Origin of the sequence: Psychroserpens sp. AS72 (assembly GCF_038900375.1) — a bacterium.
Lineage (GTDB): Bacteria > Bacteroidota > Bacteroidia > Flavobacteriales > Flavobacteriaceae > Psychroserpens.
This window is the reverse complement of sequence record NZ_JBBMRC010000005.1, coordinates 141,972-162,153: the sequence shown is the minus strand read 5'-3', so window position 1 is coordinate 162,153 and position 20,182 is coordinate 141,972. Positions and strand designations below refer to the sequence as shown.

Genomic DNA, 20,182 nt, shown 5'->3' with positions numbered 1-20,182 from the left:
TCATTTTATTTTGCGCAAAATTAGGGTTTTTTCTTTAATAGACTGTCAGGTATTAAAATCCTGACAAGTCTTTATTCAAATTATTTAATTTTAAGACTATTTTAAATAGATTTATATTTATTACCCTTCCGTCTTTAATCGCTTTACTGCGCTTAAAGCCACCTTCCCTTAAAACAAGGGAAGGAATTTCTTGTAACTACTAAAAAATTCTCCTCCTTTTTTTAAGGAGGAGTGGATTCAGTTTTAGAAAAGAAACTGAAGACGAGGTGGTTTTCTTAATTTAGATTAAATTTCAGTACTTAAATATGACACATTGCAAATCCCATTTCAACCAGAAATCTTCGGTATCACTCTAAATATTCATTTGATATTAGAGTACCTCGCCTTTTTTATAGCCTTTAGATATTATGTGATTTTACGCAAGAAAAGTGACGACCATATTAATTCTGGAAATCGTTTATCTATCATTCTTGGTGCTGCTTTAGGTGCTTTGATTGGCTCACGTTTAATTGGAGTTCTCGAAAACCCTTTAGTTGATTTTTCCGAAGAAAATATCATTCAACTCCTCAATACAAAAACCATTATGGGTGGATTATTTGGTGGTTTGCTTGGTGTTGAGCTTGCCAAAAAAATTATTGGAGAACAATCGTCTTCAGGAGATTTGTTTGTGTTCCCAATTATCTTGGGCATTTTTATTGGTCGCATTGGTTGCTTTCTTTCTGGTATCAATGAATTCACCTACGGAAATGTAACCAACTCCATTTTTGGGATGGATTTAGGTGACGGATTGCTTCGTCATCCAACCTCACTTTATGAGCTCATTTTTCTAATACTTTTATTTATTGGATTACAACAACTTAGGAAACGTGCCAACTTAAAAAACGGTGAACTTTTTAAGATTTTTATGCTCGCTTACTTTGCTTTCAGGTTTTGCATAGAATTTATAAAACCGAATGTGTTTCACATCCTTGGACTGAGTACAATTCAACTTTTATGTGTAATTTGTTGGTTGTATTACAGTAAAACGATCGCCAAACTTTTACTTGGCTGGAAGTTGCGTTAGGGATTGAACGGTTTGTTTGAGCTCTCCAGACTTTTTAGTCTGGAAGCGAGTAGTGAAAGCTCGACCTTTTGCGATCCTGCAATCCCGAAAGCAATCGGGATTGCAGGTATGAGTAAAAGGTAACGCCCAAATTAATATCATAAAATTAAAATATGCCAGTTAGAAACTATACCTATTACGATTTCACGTTAAGCTTGTGTCCGGAATGTTTAAGACGTGTAGATGCTAAAATTGTTTTTGAAAATGGAAACGTGTACATGCTAAAACGTTGTAAAGAACATGGCAATTCTAAGGTTTTAATTGCAGATGATATTGAGTACTACAAAAACATGCGACACTATAATAAACCTAGCGAAACACCGTATACATTTAACACAAAAACCGATTATGGTTGTCCGTATGATTGCGGATTATGTCCAGATCACGAGCAACATTCTTGCCTAACGGTTGTAGAGGTAACAGACCGTTGTAATTTAACGTGTCCAACCTGTTATGCTGGTTCGTCGCCGACGTATGGTCGTCATCGCACGCTTGACGAAGTTAAAGCAATGCTTGACACGATAGTCAAAAACGAAAAGGAACCTGATGTGGTTCAAATTTCGGGAGGCGAACCAACGATTCATCCTCAGTTTTGGGAGATTATGGATTATGCAAAAACATTGCCTATTCGACATGTAATGCTCAATACCAACGGAATTAAAATTGCTAAAGATGTCGCTTTCGCGGAACGACTAAAAACGTATGCTCCAGATTTTGAAGTCTATCTTCAGTTTGATTCGTTTGAAAATAGTGTGCTTCGAGAATTACGAGGTGCAGATTTAACTGATATTAGAAAACAAGCCATTGATAACCTCAACAAATTAAACCTCTCAACCACTTTGGTTGTAACGCTTCAAAAAGGATTAAATGATGGCGAAATAGGGAAAATTATAGATTATGCCTTGAAGCAGAAATGTATTAGAGGTGTCACATTTCAACCCACACAAATTGCAGGTCGTTTGGATAATTTTAATCCGGAAACAGATCGCATGACCTTAACAGAAGTACGTCGTAAAATCATGGAACAAACAACTATTTTTAATAGTGATGATTTACTTCCTGTACCTTGTAATCCTGATGCTTTGGTGATGGGTTACGCATTAAAATTGGGTGATGAAGTCTTCCCATTAACGCGCTATATCAACCCAAATGATTTACTGGATAATAGCAAGAATACTATAATTTACGAGCAAGACGAGCAGCTTCAAGGCAAAATGATTGAGTTATTTAGTACGGGAAATTCCGTAGAAAAAGCTGAAGAGAATTTAAAGTCAATTATGTGCTGTTTACCTAATATTGATGCGCCAGAGTTGGGTTATGATAATTTATTTCGCATCATCATTATGCAGTTTATAGATGCTTATAATTTTGATGTAAGAGCGATTAAAAAATCGTGTGTTCATATTGTAGATAAAGACAATAAAATCATTCCTTTTGAAACGATGAATTTATTTTATCGTGATGATAAAAAAGCAAGATTAGAGGAACTTAAAAATGAAATTAATTGATATCTTTAATTCTAGATAGAGGTGATGGTTACGCTTTAGCCTTGATGATTATCGTTTTTATATTTATTTTCATCATACCTTTTCTTTTGATTATGATTGGGTTGATTCAATTTAAGGAGCACAAAAAACGAAGTAAGATAATTTTAAGCATTGCCGTAATCTATATTATAATATGTATAGGGATTTGTAGAGGTTATACTATTTAAACATTAGAAACTATGTTTTTATCACCAAATATGAATTTTGATGGATTATTAACCATGATTTTATTAATCATGTTTGGTCCTGGTTTATTATTGACTATTATTGGATTGTCGGTATATAGAAAAAATAAAAAAGCAGCTAAAGTATTATTTATCATTGCTACTGTTTATACCATTATTAGTCTTGGAATATGTGGTGCACTTATAAGTGGTTTTTGAGGTTTTTTAAAACCCAAATTCCGTAGAAGCCTAGAAACAGTTCTGCAATTGTGCCGAAGAGATAACCTGAAGTTGGGACGCCATCAATTAAAATACTCAAGATTCTACCAAACCCCAAGCCTAACATAAAAATCATATTAGTTATCAATGCTGTTTTGAGATAATAAGATTTAAAAACACCTAATATCCAAAGCGTAGAAAACCCTAAATACAATCCCATAATCGCTTTGTAGAAATTGTGCTCATCAATAGTTTCTAGAAACATATCAAAGCTTAATTCTGGTTTAAAACCATATACAAAAGCCACAGGAATTACTATACATACTGAAATAATGAGATGAATCTTGTTGATGAATTCTTGTTTGGTTTTTAGCATTATATAATTGTTATTCTTGGCATTCCGACAATCGTCAGAGTCGAAGAATCTTTGTTCTTCGTTTTAGATTCTTCAGTCGTACGTCCTTCTGAATGACAAATTACATAATTTAAAACTCAATCTCTTTTTCAACCTCAGCGTCACCTCGCTTCACAATCACTTTCGTTTTATCTCCTGTATCAAAAGTAGATAATGCTCGCATGTAACTCATCATATCTGTGACTAAACTATCACCTAATTTTACGACAATATCTCCTCTTTCGAGTCCTGCTTTTTGTGCTGGTTTATCTTCACTTACACCATCAATTCGCATGCCTTCTCCATCAAATAAATAATCAGGAATAACACCTAAACCAACCTTAAATCTTGGCACATCTTCGCTTTCGTTTTTTGTTTTTCTGAAAGGCAACTTACCATTATCATCTAAGTCTGAAATGATATCAAATATGTAGTTAGAAATTGTTTCCATGCCTTCATAATTTAATTTCTCAGTATCATCTCCTGGTTTGTGATAATCTTCATGCTGTCCAGTAAAAAAGTGCAACACAGGAATATCGCTATTATAAAACGACGTATGATCACTTGGTCCAACACCAGACTCGTTTTCTATAATCTTAAATTTAGAATTGTTAGCATTAATCACTTGCTTTAAAACAGGAGAGGTACCAACACCATAAACAGCTAATGTGCTATCTTGTTTTAATCTACCGACCATATCCATGTTAAGCATAAGATTAGCTTTTGCTAAATCTATGGTTGGGTTTTTGGTAAAATAATTAGACCCTAATAATCCCATTTCCTCACCAGAAAAAGCCATAAACAAATAGTTATTGCCTTTGTTTGTAGTGCTTAATTTTTGAGCAAGATTTAATAATACTGCAACTCCACTTGCATTATCATCTGCTCCATTATGAATTTCTCTTTTATCGCCTCTAAATAAAGAGCCTTCTGCACCATATCCTAAATGATCGTAATGTGCTCCAATAATAATTGTATTCTCAGCTTTATTATCTAAAAATCCAATCACATTAGTTCCTGTAATTATACTGTCTCCATTTACAACTGTATAATTTACTTCTTGGTGAGGATCTGTTTTTGGTTTAAATGAAAACGCTTGAAAATAACCATTAGTTCCTTTGCCTTGTAAGCCTAATTTTTCAAATCGTTCTGCAATATATTCTGCAGCTGCGAGTTCTCCATCGGTTCCTGTTTGACGACCTTCTAACTTATCGTCTGCTAGAAAAGCAACGTCTTCTTTGATAGTGACTTCCTTAATTTTTTCTTCGGAATTTGACTTGCAAGCAGTTAACGCCGTCAAAAAAAGTGCAATTATTAGGTGATTAATACGCATATATCTTAATTTTGCACAAATTTAGTTAATAATTTTCAGATGAAATACATAGTTGCAGTACTAATAACAATCACATTTTTTAGTTGTAAAAACGAACCTAAAACAGCTTCCGAAGACAAAAAAGTTGAACAAACTGAAGTCTTAGTAGCAGGAAAAGATAGTTTAATCTATCCTGAAGAAAAACACTTTAAAGCTATACGTCAAGTTACTTTTGGTGGTGACAATGCAGAAGCATATTGGAGTTTTGATGATAAGCAATTGGTATTTCAATCTAATAATAAAGCTTGGAATGTGAGTTGTGATCAAATGTTTTTAATGAATGCTGACGAGACATTTAATGGTAATGTGCCTCCAATGGTTTCAACAGGAAAAGGGCGTACAACTTGCGCTTACTTTTTACCAGATAATAAGCATATTATTTATGCTTCAACACATTTAAAACAAGATGAATGTCCAGATACACCTTTACGTAAAAACGGAAAATACATCTGGCCAATCTATGATAGCTACGATATTTTTATGGCTGATTTAGAAGGAAACATCGTTAAACAATTGACTAACGAAGTTGGATATGATGCAGAGCCAACTGTGTCTCCAAAAGGTGATAAAATTGTGTTTACTTCAACAAGAAGTGGCGATTTAGAATTATATACCATGAACATTGATGGAAGTGATGTCAAGCAAATTACAAACGAATTAGGTTATGATGGTGGTGCTTTCTTTTCGCCAGACGGTACAAAACTCATCTTTAGATCTTCACGTCCTAAAACAGAACAAGAAATCAAAGAATATAAAGATTTACTCGCCGAAGGTTTGGTTGAACCAACCGAAATGGAACTATATATTTGTAATGCTGATGGTAGTGAATTACGCCAATTAACTGAATTAGGAAATGCTAATTGGAGTCCGTTTTTTCATCCATCTGGTGAGAAAATTTTATTCTCTTCTAACTTTGAAGCTGATCGCGGATTTCCTTTCAATTTATATTTAATTGATGTTGACGGAAAAAACATAGAACGTGTAACTCACGGTGAAACGTTTGATGCTTTTCCTGTATTTTCAAATGATGGTAAATATTTAGCATTTTCATCTAATAGAAATAATGGAGGCGGTAGAGATACAAATCTGTTTATTGCAGAGTGGCAAGATTAATTACCGTTTTATTTATTTAAACGATTGCGTTCTTCTAAGTCGCTATTTCGTGCATTAGTTTCTAGCTTAGTATTTCCAAATTTGTAACGGAAACCTAATCTCACAAAACGATCATCTACATCAATAAACTGAGTGTTTGATTGGTTTTGATATGCTGTACTAACATCAAAATTATGCATGTTGAACAAATCACTTACAGAAAGTGAGATCGTACCTTGTTTCTTTAATAATGTTTTTGAAATAATTAACTGACTAAACAGTCGGTCTTCAATTGCTTGAAAAGCTTGAAGGTTTTCACCTAACCAAATAAGGTCGAAATACACATTCAAACTTTTATCTTTCAGTAAAGAAATAGAATTTGTTAAGTTAGAATAATTTGACCATTGTGTTTGATTAACAAAACCATTCCCAAAATCGGTTTCTTCTTCTCTATGGTAAAAAGACGTTGCAAAATAGGTATTCCAATTATCAGTAATATTATAATATAACTCAAAATCAAAACCATACTCAGTGGTTTTATCAAAATTAACTGATGTATATTCTATAATATTGGTGTCGTTATTTTGCCTTGGTATTTCAGAAATAGCACCATCATAATTAGAATAATAAGCTCCAACGGTAATCAAACCATCAAATAATGAGGTTTTAAGATCATAATAATCAACAAATGTTGGCACTAAATTAGGATTACCAGTGATTACATAATTTTCATTTAAGAAAAAACGAAACGGATTTAAATCAGCATATCCTGGTCTTGTAATAGTTCGTTTATAGTTAGCTGAAATATTATAGTTAGCTGAAATATTATACTGAAAACTCAAGTTTGGAAATAATTCTAAATACTCTTGTTTGTTGGTTATATTAGACAAAGGCGACTGTCCCTCAAGATCTGTTTGTTCGACTCTTAAGCCAATAGTAAGATTATATTTTTCTTTACTTGTAGCATAATTGATATAACCTGCATAAATACGTTCTTCATAATCAAAAGCATCTGAGTTTTGAGTGTCAATCGTTTCATTTCCGGAGTTAACATCTACATCAAACTGCATCACATCACTTTCAGTATTAATATTGGAAAACTTAACACCAGATTCAAAACTAGAGTTATCTCCTATTGGTAGACTGTAATCAACTTTAGTAGCTAATATTTGTGTGTCTTGATTTGCATGTGTATTAAATGCCGAAGCATTTTGGAAATCATCATTAACATCAAAAAAATCACTTACAACACCTTGGTTTCTCTTATAATTATAAGTTGTGAAGTGTGTATTAAAAACCAATTGTCCTTTAGTAAAATCGTGACTAAAGTCTAAATCGAAACCTAAATTATATTTGTTGTCTCTTGACAAATTATCTGCAGTAAATCGAGATAAAAAAGCACCATTATCATCAAAAATTGTGGTGTTATTTGAAATTCGGTATTTGAAATAAGGCAAATACAATGAATTAGTTGACACACTCAAAGTATTATTATCATTAATTAAATAATCAAAGTTAGCATTTAGCGTATGTGTTTCAGACCATGTATTTCGATTTGTGACTGAACGCCAGCTTTGTTCTAGCACATTATCATTATCTAAATAATTTACACTATCATCACCATCTCTGTTTATTTTATCTTTAGAATATGTGTAATTTACATTAAAACTTATGTCTTTATTTTTAAAAAAATGACTGGTTCCAGCTTTGTATCTAGGAAAAACAGCTTGTGTATAATTTGTAAATACACTTCCACGATATCCTGTAATAAGATTCTTGCTCATTACGATGTTTAAAACAACACCACTATCAGCATCATATCTAGCAGAAGGATTCGTAATCACTTCAATAGATTTAATAGCATTTGCCGAAGAGCCTTCGAGCAACTGATTTAAATCATCTGAAGACAAATGAACTTTTCGATTGTTTATATAAACGGTAGGTGTCGCATTTTTAACAGAAATCTCGTCACCAATAACGAGTACTCCAGGAGTACTTCTAAGTACTTGAAGCATATTGCCTTCTACTAAAGCTGTATTTTCTACATTGAAAATAAGTCGGTCTGCTTCACGTGTTAAAGTCGGTTTTTTTGCAGTAACAATAACTTGGTCTAGGTTTTCAATATCATCTTCTAGTGTAATCGTTTTTAAATTTAAACTTCCTGTCAATACAATTTTTTGTTCGTAGGTTTGAAAGCCCATAAAACTTATTTGAAGCGTATATGTATTGGATTCAAGATTATTCAGAATAAAATAACCATTTGCATCTGTTGATGTTCCTTTTAAAACTTCAGTTTTATCCTCATTAGAAACGATAATAGTGGCAAATTCAATAGCACTATTATTTGAGTCTAATATATTCCCAGAAATCGTATATTTCTGACTATAGCTCAAATAAGAACATAGCAGGAATACTGAGAGAATGTTAAAAAGTTTCAAAATTAATTTGGGTTTTGTATTGCAATATAACATTTGTTTTTTAAAACTTTTTACGGTTTTTCCATACTTTAAATGCTTTTTGAAAAATTAATGATATTGTATGCGTAATAATTCGATTATATTTGCGAATCATTAAGGAGATGAATTAGAGTTTATGAAGAACATTAGGAATTTTTGCATAATAGCACATATTGATCACGGTAAAAGTACACTAGCAGATCGTTTATTAGATTATACTGGTACTGTAACCGCTCGTGAAAAACAAGACCAGCTTTTAGACAGTATGGATTTGGAGCGAGAACGTGGTATTACTATTAAATCACATGCCATTCAAATGGATTACACCTATGAAGGTGAAGATTATGTGCTTAATCTTATAGATACTCCTGGTCATGTTGATTTCTCTTATGAAGTGTCTCGATCAATTGCTGCTTGTGAAGGTGCGCTATTGATTGTTGATGCTGCTCAAAGCATCCAAGCACAAACCATTTCTAACTTGTATTTGGCTTTAGAGAATGATTTAGAAATTATTCCTGTACTTAATAAAGTAGATTTACCAAGTGCTAATCCAGAAGAAGTTACAGATGATATTGTTGAACTTTTAGGATGCGATCCAGAAGAAGTGATCCATGCTAGTGGAAAAACTGGTTTTGGAATTGAGAACATATTAAAAGCAATTATAGAGCGTGTTCCTGCTCCTAAAGGAAGTGTTGACGCTCCATTACAAGCCTTAATATTTGATTCGGTTTATAATACTTTTAGAGGCATTGAAACGTATTTTAGAGTTTTTAATGGCGAAATTAAAAAAGGGCAAAAAATCAAATTTGTTGCAACAGACAAAGAATATTTTGCAGATGAGGTTGGTACTTTAAAACTAACTCAAGTTGCTAAAAAAAGTGTAAAAGCTGGTGATGTTGGTTATTTAATTACTGGAATCAAAACAGCAAAAGAGGTTAAAGTTGGAGATACCATTACAGATTTTGCAAACCCAACCACTAATATTGTTGAAGGTTTTGAAGATGTAAAACCAATGGTTTTTGCAGGTATTTATCCTGTAGATACAGAAGATTACGAAGAGCTTCGTAACTCCATGGAAAAATTACAATTAAACGATGCGTCTTTAGTCTTTCAACCAGAAAGTTCTGCCGCTTTAGGATTTGGTTTTCGTTGTGGTTTCTTAGGAATGCTTCATATGGAAATTATCCAAGAGCGTTTAGAACGTGAGTTTGATATGACAGTAATTACAACTGTTCCCAATGTATCGTATCACGCATACACAAATAAAAATCCAGATGAACCATTTATTGTAAATAACCCTTCAGATTTGCCAGAGCCTACAACTGTAAATCGTGTTGAAGAACCGTTTATTAAAGCCACTATTATTACAAAATCTGATTTCGTCGGAAATGTGATGTCACTTTGTATTGAGAAACGTGGAATGATTTTAAATCAAACCTATTTAACACCTGAACGTGTTGAATTAACTTTTGAGATGCCTCTTGCGGAAATCGTCTTCGATTTTTACGACCGTCTTAAAACAGTATCTAAAGGCTATGCATCTTTTGATTATTCTCCTATCGGAATGAAAGTCTCTAAATTGGTTAGATTAGACATTTTATTGAATGCTCAAACCGTTGATGCTCTTTCTGCTTTAATTCATGCAGACAACGCACAACATATAGGGAAGAAAATGTGTGAAAAACTGAAAGAACTCATCCCTAGACAACAGTTTGATATTCCTATACAGGCTGCTATTGGAGCAAAAATTATTTCTCGTGAAACCATAAAAGCCTTACGTAAAGATGTAACTGCAAAATGTTATGGTGGAGATATTTCTCGTAAACGTAAGTTATTAGAAAAGCAGAAAAAAGGTAAAAAACGCATGCGTCAAGTTGGTAATGTAGAAATACCTCAACAAGCGTTTATGGCGGTTTTAAAGCTAAATGACTAGCAAATAAAATAAGAATAACTGAATTAACAAGGAGTTTTCATTTCCGAAGAAAAAATTTATTTCATTTATTTTATCGCACTTTATAAAAATAGATTCCTGCCGTAAGCAGGAATTTTTTTATTCCTCTTGAGCAACAGTTTCAACATCAAAAGGTTTGCCCAAATAAACTAAATGCCAATTTTCACCTATCTCTTCTATGTCCTTATTGTAAGAAGATATAATTTTGATTTCTGAGTCTTCATTTTTAATAAACAACGGAATAATGTCTTTATCATTATCTGATAATTCAATTAAGCTTTCGTAATGCGATTTATCTTTTAGCTCAATTTCTTGAATACTCGGGAATTTTCTAACAACATTACTAAGTGTCGAAAAATCGTCTGTATGAGAAAATAAACCTTCTTTAGGATTATTGTTACTATCATGCATCTCATCTACACTAACTAATCTAAATGAGCCATTTTCACCAAACTGCTTACTAAATTTATTTATGGCATATTTATTTATATCGTTACTTCCTGTTAGTGCCATTAAATAACCAACATCATTTAATTCTATATTATCCATCAACGTATCAGAATAAATATTAGTGTTTATTGCTTCTAACCCTAATTCTTGAGCCTTACTAATGTTACTTTGATTACTATCAATTAAAACCACATGTCTTCCGTTAGATTCTAAGTAATGACCAATAAGCCTTGATACTTTAGAGGCTCCAACGATTAATATCCCATCAGATTTTTCTAAAAACACACCAACCATCTTGGCAAATAATCGTGCTGTTGTAGCATTTAACAATACGGTTCCTAAAACAATCATAAATACTAAAGGTGTTATGTATTCTGCTCCAGGAACACCTTCCTTTGCTAGTTTTAACCCAAATAGAGATGCAATACCAGCAGCAACAATTCCTCGTGGTCCAACCCAACTAATAAATACTTTTTCTTTTAATTTTAAAGTAGAGCCGTAGGTACTTAAAAACACACCTACAGGTCTAATGATAAACACAACCGCAGCAAATAATACTGCTGTTTTCCAAGTAAAAATTAAATACAAATCACTCATATTTATATTTGCTGCCAAAAGAATAAATAAGATAGAAATTAATAAAACACTCAAAGATTCCTTAAAGTAAAGTAACTCTTTTAAATAAGCAGAGTTTGAGTTCCCTAACACCATTCCCATCACGACTACTGCAAGTAATCCAGATTCATGTGCAAATGTGTCAGACAAGACAAAAACGCCTAAAACAGCAGCAAGTGCAAAGACATTTAACAGGTAATGTGGTACTAGTTTTTTATTGATAATAAAGTTCATTGCGTGAGCAAATGTGAACCCAAAAGTTGCTCCAAATAATACAATTTTACCAAATTCTATTAATGCGGTCTTTGTAAATTCTCCGCCTCCATCAACAGTAATAAACTCAAATACCAAAACCGCTACTAATGCTCCAATAGGATCAATTAAAATTCCTTCCCATTTTAAAACTGCTGAGATATCTTTTTTTAATGGAACATTTCTTAGGATTGGTGTAATCACTGTTGGACCTGTTACAATTATAAGTCCTGAAAATAAAAACGATATCTCCCAACTTAAGTCAAATGTAAAATGAGCGGCAACTGCAGCTCCAAAAAATGTAACTATAGATCCTAAAGAAATTAACTTTGTTATTACAGGGCCTACATTTTTTACTTCACTCATTTTAAGAGTTAATCCACCTTCAAAAAGTATAATACTTATGGCTAGAGACACAAAGTAAAATAAGCTTTGTCCTGGGAAAAGTCCTTCTTCTCCATTCCAAATAGGCTCTATCCATTTTGTACCATCTTCGCTCAAAAACTCTGCGGCAATTGGACCGACTAAAAGTCCAATTAAAATTAATGGTAGTATTGCTGGTATTTTAAATTTCCAAGCTACCCATTGTGCTAATATTCCTAATATGATAATTCCTGCTAATTCTAACATGCATCTTAATTTTGGTTGCTAAATATAACCGAAACTATTGTAACCGTTAAAAAAATATTAACTTACCCTCGAAATTGATTTAATAGCATTTGACCAACAAAATTTTTAAGACCATAGGTATTGGCGTCGCATTTTCTCCAAACCTAAAAGCTAATCTATACGAAGCAGCACGATTATCCCTCTTTTTTGAGAGCAAATTGGTGCTCATTCATGTAGGACAAGAATCTGATGAAAAGAAACAGCAGATTTTAGATATCATCAAGCCTTTTGTAAAAGATAACCTCAACTACGATCTCGTTTTTAAAACAGGTAACCCAGTTGATGTGATATTATCTGTTTCCGAAGAAAAGAAGGTAGACTTACTTATTTTAGGAGCACTTCAAAAAGAAAATTTTGTACAATATTATTTAGGAACAATTGCTAGAAAAATTACAAGACAGGCAAATTGTTCTATTTTATTACTCATAAAACCATCTGTAGTACGTATACCTTGTAAACATGTCGTGGTTAATGGACTCGACGATCCAAAGACCAAACAAACCATTGCTACAGCGTATTATATGTCTCATAAATTACAATCTAAAAAAATTACAATTGTTGAAGAAATAACAAAACAAGAAGTTGCTGTTAGTGTAGATGATGATGTATCTCTTCGGAAATCTGCTATCATTAAAGCGCGTCTAAAAATGCGAGAAGACTCGCGTGTAAAACGTATTATTTCTGAAATTCCTGAAGAGTATAAATCTCAAATTGTAACAAAAACACAATCTATCTTTGGTAAACGAGGCTATAGTATTGGCCATTATGCTCAATTTGTTAGAGCCGATTTATTAGTCATGAATGCGCCAAGTAAAACTAGTTTTTGGGATCGAATTTTTCCGCATGATATCGAATACATTTTATCAGAACTACCAACCGATGTTTTAATTATACAATGACACCAAAAAAGAATAACATAGCACTCTTTTTTAAGCAACTCCCTAAAAATATGTTTTCGGGATTTGTGGTAAGTCTTATTGCTTTACCATTAGGTTTAGGTCTTGCTATGGCTAGTGATGCACCTGCAATTGCAGGTGTAATTACCGCAATTGTAGGTGGTGTAATCGTGTCAATTTTAGGTGGAAGTCATGTAACAATTACAGGTCCAGGAAATGGATTGGTAGGTGTTACCTTAGTTGCTATAACAACACTTGGTTTAGAAGGAGCTTATGCTGCTATAATTTGCTCTGGTGTATTGATTATGTTACTCGGTTTTTTAAGAATGGGTAATCTAGCCGACTTTTTTCCATCTTCAGCCATTCAAGGCATGCTTGCTGCAATTGGACTTATCATTCTGGGAAAGCAGTTTCATATTATGTTTGGTCACAAAATTACACGAGAAAATACTATTGATTACTTAGTTGAAATTCCGTTTACCATAAATGATGCGCTACATTATGAAAATACAGGTCTTATTTATGCAGCAGCAGCAGGTCTTTTAAGTTTAGCAATAATGATTTTTTATCCAAAACTTAGAAATAAGTATTGGCAATTAATTCCTGCTCCAATGTGGATTGTGATTCTATCTATTAGCTTTAGTTATTATTTTGAATTGTTTCTGCACCAAGACAATCCAATTGCGAAAGATTATATGATTCCTACAATTCCATCTTTTACTGAAATTACCACGCAATTACCCAAAATTTCTTTTGCAAAAATTGGAGGCTTAGCGTTTTGGGGAAGTGTTTTATCCCTAACCTTAATCTCAAGTATTGAGTCCCTTTTAAGTATTAAAGCAGTAGATAAATTAGATCCTCAAAGAAGGCGCTCTAATGTAAATAGAGATTTAAAAGCCTTAGGTCTTGGAACAATAGGAAGTGGTTTTGTTGGAGGACTTAATGTGGTTACTGTAATTGCTAGGAGTTCTGTAAACGTAAATAATGGTGGTAGTAATAGATCTTCAAATTTTTCTCATGCCTTCTTTCTTGTCGTTTTTATTGTTGCATTTAGCTCTCAGTTAACACGAATTCCGTTGTCTGCTCTTATGGCTATTTTGGTTTATACAGGTTATAAATTAGCATCACCAGATTTAATAAAGAAGATCTTTTCCGTAGGAAAAGAACAGCTCATTATCTTTTTTGTAACGTTACTTACAACCTTAAAGTTTGGACTGATTTTAGGAATTTCTGCAGGTGTAATCATTACCATAATTATACATTTCGTCATTAACAAAAACGTCACATTATTTTTAAGACATTGGATAAAACCTAATGTATTGATGTTTAAAGAAGATGATGATAAGTCTAATTATTACGTGAGTGTAAAACATTTTTGTACGTTCGCAAATTTTTATAGATTGAAGCAAAAACTCAACGCTATATCTACAGATAATGACGTGATTGTAGATTTTTCTATGTGTGATTTTGTGGATCATACTGTTATGGAAAACCTTAATAACTATCAAAGTTCATTCACAAAAAATGGAGGGCATTTTGATATTGTAGGTTTAGATATGCACGATTCAGATTCTAAACATCCTTTTGCCTTGCGAAAAATAGTAGCCGTACCAACATTATTTGGTTATAACTTAACAAAAAGACAAGAAAACCTTGAGACTATTGCTAAAAATTATAATCTGACTTACAGTGCAGAAAAAAATAAAAACACAAGGTTTCTAGATCCTTTTCTGTTTTTTAAAACGAAGCAACCTAACTATATTTATAATGAATTAAAGAACGAAAAATCAAACTCTAAATTATTTGATATTGAGTTTTCTGAAGGTGAGTTTATAGCAAAAGAAGTTGTTAGAACTTCTATGCTACATATTAATTTAAATGAAACAATCCCTATATTTTCTTTAGATAGAGAAACCATGATAAATAAAGTTTATGCTATTGCGGGATTTACAGATATTAATTTTGATGACCACCCAGATTTTTCAAAACGATTTCATTTAATTGGTGAGCATATTGAAGATATTAAAACTTTTTTTACCAATGAGTTGATTCACTTTTTTGAATGCAATCCATATTATTATATAGAATCTAATGGTAATAGTTTGCTTATTTTTAGCAAAGAACGATTAGCAAGTACTAAAGAGATTAAAGCACTATTAGATTTTGGTAAACGACTAAAAGATGTCATTCCTAAAACACACTAATTAGTGTTAAAAGGGAAAAAATATGGGATTATAAAAGAGGCTGAAATCCAAATTATCAAATTTAATGGTGTACCTACTTTTAAAAAGTCTTTAAATTTATAATTTCCAGGAGCATAAACCATTGTATTTGTTGGATAACTCATAGGCGTCATAAACGTAAGTGAGCACGCAAACATAACTGCAATAAGAAATGGTCTCTCACTAATATTCATAGCATTAGAAAGCGTAATTACTATAGGTGCCATCAATGCTGCTGTGGCTTTACTAGAAATTAAATTAGTACTAATAAAGGTTACTAAATAAATTAAGCTCAATGTAATATGAGCATCATACTGACCTAACGTTTCTTTAATAAAATCTGCAATTAATATTGCTCCACCAACTTTTTCTAAAGCTGTTCCCATTGACAATACTCCTGCCATCATAAATATCACTTTCCATTCTACCGATTTATAAGCTTCAATGGGTTTTAAAATCCCAAGTAAAACTATTAGTAATGCACCAACCATGGCACTTACTAAAATTGATGTAATATTTAATGATGCAGCTAAAATAACTCCAATACCAATTAAAACTGCAGGAATAGCTTTTCTATAATTAGTTTTCTTTTTCTCATATTCTGAAAGTCTAACAATAAGATTATTAGATTCTAAATTATTAATACCTTCTGCTTGACCAAGAACCAACATCATATCTCCTTCTTTAAGTTTGATGTTTGTTAATTTATCAAATTTGTTTTGCCCTCTATGTCTTATTCCAATAACTGACGAATTGTATTGTCTTCTAAAATTAATTTCCTTTAAAGATACTCCAGACAAACTAGAGCCAAAAGGGATAATAACCTCATAAAGATTAAATGATTTAAACTTTTCTTCTGCTACTTTCATTCGGTTATTACCTTTTACTGTATAACCATCAAGGTCTAATAATTGTGATAAGGTTTCAGGAGGTACTATAATTTTTAAAATATCACCTTTTAAGATTTTTGTATCTAAATCAAAACTATGTTTTAGAATACCGTTCCTTAAAATTGAAAGCACATTTACATGAAAATCATTTACAAGTTGAGATTTTCCTAAAACCTTATTTAGATCTTTACAATTTTCTTCTACAAAAAGCTCCGTAATGTAAGATTCTGCTTTTTTAGTAAAATTATCATTTTCATCACTGTTTTTTGGTAATAAAAGAGGAGCTATTATAAAAATATAAGCAAACCCAATTACTAAAAGACATAAAGCAGCTCCACTAAACTCAAACATTCCAAACTCTTCAATATTATATTTTTTTGCATAACTGCTTATTAAAATATTTGTTGATGTCCCAATTAAAGTACACGTTCCTCCAAATAAAGCAGCAAATGAAATTGGCATTAATAATCGACTAGGTTTAATATTTGTCTCTCTACAAACTTTTAATGCTATTGGAAGTAATAAGGCAACAACTGCTGTGTCATTTATAAACGCAGAGAAAAAACCAGAGATACAGCAAAAAACGATAAGCGCAATTATGTAGTGTGTTTTGGCTATTTTAACAATTTTGGTGCTTAAACCATCTAAAATTCCAGAATGAAATACACCACCACTCACAACAAATATGCAGCCCAAAGTAATAGTTGCAGGATTATTAAAACCAGAGAAACCTTCTTCAGGACTTAAAACACCAGCAACGATAAACATCGCCATTATTAATATTGAAGTTGTATCAATAGAAAAGTAATCTCTTACAAAAAGAAAAACACCAAATAGAATTATAGAGAATGTAATAATCAAATCCATTACATATACGGTATTTAAAATCTATTAACTCAACTAATTTGTTTGCTCCTCAGATTTATAATAGACTTGTTTTAAACTTTTCTTTAACAGAGTAAATCTATAAACTCCTATTATGAAAAAAATGACACTAAAAATTAAGGATAATAATGCTAAATACTTGAAGTTGGAGAATTCTTTTAGTTGAAAAAAAGCTATTCCTCCTAATAATAAATAAAGTGATGATCTAATATACGAGAGTAAGGTGCGCTCATTTGCTAATCGAGTTCTTTCTATTGCTAGATAATCTCTCAATATTACTTTTTGATCTGGCTCAAAATCACGACCAAATCTCAATAATTTCATTTTTTTGACTTTCGGTGTGTGTTTCATAGGAAAAAGGTTTTCAACATAAATTTAAATCATTTTAATTTTAAAAGAAATAAAGTTGCTTTAAATATGTTAAAAATACCTCAATAATTGGTTCTAAACTCAATCAATGTTTATTGGTTTTAGTAATTTGCATTTCAATTATTTTTTATATGAAATTATATCCTGTTAATGCTGGTAATTTTAAATTAGATGGTGGTGCTATGTTTGGCGTTGTCCCAAAGTCTTTATGGAATAGAACAAATCCTGCAGATGCCAACAATATGATAGATATTGCGGCACGCTGTTTGCTCATTGAGGATGGAAACAGGTTGATTTTAATTGATACCGGAATGGGAAATAAACAGAGTGATAAGTTTTTTGGCTACTATCACCTTTGGGGAAATGACTCTATTGACAAATCCTTAAAAACTCATGGTTTTCATAGAGATGATATTACAGATGTTTTTATGACCCATTTACACTTTGACCATTGTGGAGGAAGCATACAATGGAACAACGATAAAACAGGTTACGAAACCGCTTTTAAAAACGCACATTTTTGGAGTAATAAAAATCACTGGGAATGGGCTACAAAACCAAACAAAAGAGAAAAGGCGTCGTTTTTAAAAGAGAATATAATGCCAATGGAAGAGAGTGGTCAGTTGAAATTCACTAACCTTCCGCATCCCAATAGTGATTCGGGAGATATTTTAAAAAATTCTCAACTAGGATTCGATATCTTTTTTGCTAATGGTCATACCGAAAAACAAATGATTCCAATGATAAATTACAATGGGAAAACCATTTGTTTCATGGCAGATTTATTACCAACAGTTGGTCATTTACCACTACCTTTTGTTATGGGTTATGACACAAGACCCTTGTTAACACTAGATGAAAAAGAGCGCTTTTTAAATCTTGCTGCAGACCAAAACTTTTATTTGTTTTTAGAGCATGATGCTCACAATGAAATTATAACAGTACAACATACCGAAAAAGGTGTACGACTAAAAGATACATTTACTACAAACGATATATTTAACTAATACTACTATGATAAAATTTTTTAAACCATTTTTATACTCGTTATTTCTATCAACCATTCTATTTGGTTGTGGCGCAACAACAGGAGTGCTTTCTACACCTATAGAAAATATAGACACATCTCCTCTTAAAGAAGCAGCACTTACAGAAAGCGAAAAAAAATCATGGGCTCATTTAGATTTAGTAAAAGATACCATTCCGGGAATGAGTGTTGATAAAGCTTATAGTGAGATTATTAAAAATAAAAAAGGAAAAACAGTTATTGTAGCTGTAATTGATGGTGGTACAGACTTAGATCATGAAGATTTAGATGATGTTCTTTGGACTAATAAAAAGGAAATCCCAAACAATGGAAAAGACGATGATAATAATGGTTACATTGATGACATCCACGGTTGGAATTTTGTTGGAGATGGTTATGATGAACAATTAGAATATGTAAGATTATTAGCTGCAGGAGATAAAAATGCTCCTAGATATGCTGAAGCAGAAGCATTGTATAACTCAGAATATCAAAAATTTTTGAGTTACAAAACCAATGCAGAACAAAACCTTCAGTATGTCTCAATGGCAGATGACATATTTAAAAAACATTTTGGCAAAGCAGATTATACTAAAGCAGAAATTCTCGCAATAAAAACTCAAGACGAGCAATTAGGTCAAGCCATACAGATTGCACAATTTGTATACGCTAATGATTTAGAGTCTATTGCAAATGCTAAGAAAGTGTTTAAAGAAGGCGTAGAAGAAATCAATGATCGCCTCAATGTTAACCTCAACAAAAACTTACAAGGTCGTAAAACAGGTGATGATCCTAATGACTTATACGACAAACCTGGTTATGGTAATAATAATCCAAGACCTTCTGAAAAAGCTGAAAGTCATGGTACACACGTATCTGGTATTATAGCAGCAGAACGCAACAATAACAAAGGCATGAAAGGTGTTGCTAATAATGTGCAAATTATGGCAATTCGCTCTACACCTAATGGAGATGAATACGATAAAGATGTGGCTTTAGCAATTCGTTATGCTGCAGATAATGGTGCGCAAATCATCAACGCGAGTTTTGGTAAATCATTCTCTCCACATAGTGATTGGGTACGTGATGCTCTTAAATATGCAGCAGATAAAGATGTCCTTTTTGTTCACGCAGCAGGAAATGATAGTGAAGATATTGATGTGGCTCACAATTACCCTAATGATGCCATAGGTACAGGTCCAGAAGTGTCTGATAATGTGATAACAGTTGGATCGTTAACTTATAAATATGGATCAACAATGGTATCTGATTTTTCTAACTTTGGAAAAGTGAATGTTGACGTTTTTGCTCCAGGTAGTGACATTTACTCTGCCATGCCAGAAAACGAATATGAATTTCAAGGCGGAACTTCAATGGCTGCTCCAAATGTTGCAGGAGTTGCTGCTTTGATACGTTCACAATACCCAAGTTTAACCGCTGCTCAAGTAAAGAAAATTTTAATGGATTCAGGTTTACCTATCAAAGCAAAAGTAACTGTAGGAACTGATAATCAAGTGAAATCACTTAGTGAAATCTCAAAATCTGGAAGAATTGTTAATGCTTATAACGCGTTGATTATGGCATCACAAATGGCGAATGCCAATTAATTT

The 20,182-nt window shown here is 32.4% G+C and carries 15 protein-coding genes; 9 read left to right on the top strand and 6 right to left on the bottom strand.

What is annotated here, in order from left to right:
• The first annotated feature begins 313 nt into the window (after positions 1-313).
• The 3 genes from WNY78_RS11335 (at position 314) to WNY78_RS11325 (ending at position 3,032) form a co-directional block, all read left to right on the top strand.
• On the top strand, positions 314-1,063 hold the full coding sequence (locus WNY78_RS11335; RefSeq protein WP_342873319.1) for a prolipoprotein diacylglyceryl transferase family protein: 750 nt from the start codon (positions 314-316) through the stop codon (positions 1,061-1,063).
• A gap of 152 nt (positions 1,064-1,215) precedes the next feature.
• Complete coding sequence (locus WNY78_RS11330; RefSeq protein ID WP_342873318.1) at positions 1,216-2,610, top strand: radical SAM protein; 1,395 nt, start codon at positions 1,216-1,218, stop codon at positions 2,608-2,610.
• Between the two features lie 218 nt (positions 2,611-2,828).
• Positions 2,829-3,032, top strand: coding sequence for a hypothetical protein (locus tag WNY78_RS11325; protein WP_342873317.1), 204 nt, complete (start codon positions 2,829-2,831; stop codon positions 3,030-3,032).
• Here WNY78_RS11325 and WNY78_RS11320 read toward each other — a convergent pair.
• Both WNY78_RS11320 and WNY78_RS11315 read right to left on the bottom strand, forming a co-directional pair.
• Entirely contained in the window at positions 3,016-3,408 is a 393-nt protein-coding gene (locus WNY78_RS11320; protein ID WP_342873316.1) for a DUF4345 domain-containing protein, read from the bottom strand. The genes WNY78_RS11325 and WNY78_RS11320 overlap by 17 nt on opposite strands.
• 109 nt (positions 3,409-3,517) lie before the next feature.
• Complete coding sequence (locus WNY78_RS11315) at positions 3,518-4,759, bottom strand: M28 family peptidase (RefSeq protein WP_342873315.1); 1,242 nt, start codon at positions 4,757-4,759, stop codon at positions 3,518-3,520.
• A gap of 39 nt (positions 4,760-4,798) precedes the next feature.
• On the opposite strand from WNY78_RS11315, the gene WNY78_RS11310 reads away from it, so the two are divergent.
• On the top strand, positions 4,799-5,911 hold the full coding sequence (locus tag WNY78_RS11310) for a hypothetical protein (RefSeq protein WP_342873314.1): 1,113 nt from the start codon (positions 4,799-4,801) through the stop codon (positions 5,909-5,911).
• An 8-nt stretch (positions 5,912-5,919) separates the two neighbouring features.
• Here the strand turns inward: WNY78_RS11310 and WNY78_RS11305 are convergent, their stop codons facing one another.
• A complete protein-coding gene (locus WNY78_RS11305; protein ID WP_342873313.1) occupies positions 5,920-8,328 on the bottom strand; it encodes an outer membrane beta-barrel family protein in 2,409 nt (802 codons plus the stop codon).
• Positions 8,329-8,482: 154 nt separating this feature from the next.
• Between WNY78_RS11305 and lepA the strand changes: the two genes are divergently transcribed.
• Positions 8,483-10,279 carry a translation elongation factor 4 gene (gene lepA, locus WNY78_RS11300; RefSeq protein WP_342873312.1) on the top strand — a complete coding sequence of 599 codons (1,797 nt, stop codon included), beginning with the start codon at positions 8,483-8,485 and terminating at the stop codon, positions 10,277-10,279.
• A 117-nt stretch (positions 10,280-10,396) separates the two neighbouring features.
• Here the strand turns inward: lepA and WNY78_RS11295 are convergent, their stop codons facing one another.
• The gene (locus WNY78_RS11295; protein ID WP_342873311.1) at positions 10,397-12,244 is read right to left on the bottom strand and encodes a sodium:proton antiporter; all 1,848 of its coding nucleotides are present in this window, start codon (positions 12,242-12,244) and stop codon (positions 10,397-10,399) included.
• Positions 12,245-12,333: 89 nt separating this feature from the next.
• Between WNY78_RS11295 and WNY78_RS11290 the strand changes: the two genes are divergently transcribed.
• On the top strand, positions 12,334-13,182 hold the full coding sequence (locus WNY78_RS11290) for a universal stress protein (RefSeq protein ID WP_342873310.1): 849 nt from the start codon (positions 12,334-12,336) through the stop codon (positions 13,180-13,182).
• Complete coding sequence (locus WNY78_RS11285) at positions 13,179-15,383, top strand: SulP family inorganic anion transporter (RefSeq protein WP_342873309.1); 2,205 nt, start codon at positions 13,179-13,181, stop codon at positions 15,381-15,383. Before WNY78_RS11290 ends, WNY78_RS11285 begins: the two co-directional genes overlap by 4 nt.
• Here WNY78_RS11285 and WNY78_RS11280 read toward each other — a convergent pair.
• Together WNY78_RS11280 and WNY78_RS11275 are read right to left on the bottom strand one after the other, a co-directional pair.
• Positions 15,380-17,158 carry an SLC13 family permease gene (locus tag WNY78_RS11280; protein WP_342873308.1) on the bottom strand — a complete coding sequence of 593 codons (1,779 nt, stop codon included), beginning with the start codon at positions 17,156-17,158 and terminating at the stop codon, positions 15,380-15,382. The genes WNY78_RS11285 and WNY78_RS11280 overlap by 4 nt on opposite strands.
• Positions 17,159-17,191: 33 nt before the next feature.
• Positions 17,192-17,527, bottom strand: coding sequence for a DUF202 domain-containing protein (locus WNY78_RS11275; RefSeq protein WP_342873307.1), 336 nt, complete (start codon positions 17,525-17,527; stop codon positions 17,192-17,194).
• A gap of 149 nt (positions 17,528-17,676) precedes the next feature.
• Between WNY78_RS11275 and WNY78_RS11270 the strand changes: the two genes are divergently transcribed.
• Positions 17,677-18,552 carry an MBL fold metallo-hydrolase gene (locus tag WNY78_RS11270; protein ID WP_342873306.1) on the top strand — a complete coding sequence of 292 codons (876 nt, stop codon included), beginning with the start codon at positions 17,677-17,679 and terminating at the stop codon, positions 18,550-18,552.
• A gap of 7 nt (positions 18,553-18,559) precedes the next feature.
• Complete coding sequence (locus tag WNY78_RS11265) at positions 18,560-20,179, top strand: S8 family peptidase (RefSeq protein ID WP_342873305.1); 1,620 nt, start codon at positions 18,560-18,562, stop codon at positions 20,177-20,179.
• The last annotated feature ends 3 nt before the right edge of the window (positions 20,180-20,182 follow it).

What these genes read in the sequence shown, in the direction of transcription:
- WNY78_RS11280 (WP_342873308.1), bottom strand. Translation starts at nt 17,158, where the DNA reads ATGGATTTGATTATTACATTCTCTATAATTCTATTTGGTGTTTTTCTT.
- WNY78_RS11275 (WP_342873307.1), bottom strand. Translation starts at nt 17,527, where the DNA reads ATGAAACACACACCGAAAGTCAAAAAAATGAAATTATTGAGATTTGGT.
- WNY78_RS11270 (WP_342873306.1), top strand. Translation starts at nt 17,677, where the DNA reads ATGAAATTATATCCTGTTAATGCTGGTAATTTTAAATTAGATGGTGGT.
- WNY78_RS11320 (WP_342873316.1), bottom strand. Translation starts at nt 3,408, where the DNA reads ATGCTAAAAACCAAACAAGAATTCATCAACAAGATTCATCTCATTATT.
- WNY78_RS11295 (WP_342873311.1), bottom strand. Translation starts at nt 12,244, where the DNA reads ATGTTAGAATTAGCAGGAATTATCATATTAGGAATATTAGCACAATGG.
- WNY78_RS11285 (WP_342873309.1), top strand. Translation starts at nt 13,179, where the DNA reads ATGACACCAAAAAAGAATAACATAGCACTCTTTTTTAAGCAACTCCCT.
- WNY78_RS11330 (WP_342873318.1), top strand. Translation starts at nt 1,216, where the DNA reads ATGCCAGTTAGAAACTATACCTATTACGATTTCACGTTAAGCTTGTGT.
- lepA (WP_342873312.1), top strand. Translation starts at nt 8,483, where the DNA reads ATGAAGAACATTAGGAATTTTTGCATAATAGCACATATTGATCACGGT.
- WNY78_RS11325 (WP_342873317.1), top strand. Translation starts at nt 2,829, where the DNA reads ATGTTTTTATCACCAAATATGAATTTTGATGGATTATTAACCATGATT.
- WNY78_RS11315 (WP_342873315.1), bottom strand. Translation starts at nt 4,759, where the DNA reads ATGCGTATTAATCACCTAATAATTGCACTTTTTTTGACGGCGTTAACT.
- WNY78_RS11265 (WP_342873305.1), top strand. Translation starts at nt 18,560, where the DNA reads ATGATAAAATTTTTTAAACCATTTTTATACTCGTTATTTCTATCAACC.
- WNY78_RS11310 (WP_342873314.1), top strand. Translation starts at nt 4,799, where the DNA reads ATGAAATACATAGTTGCAGTACTAATAACAATCACATTTTTTAGTTGT.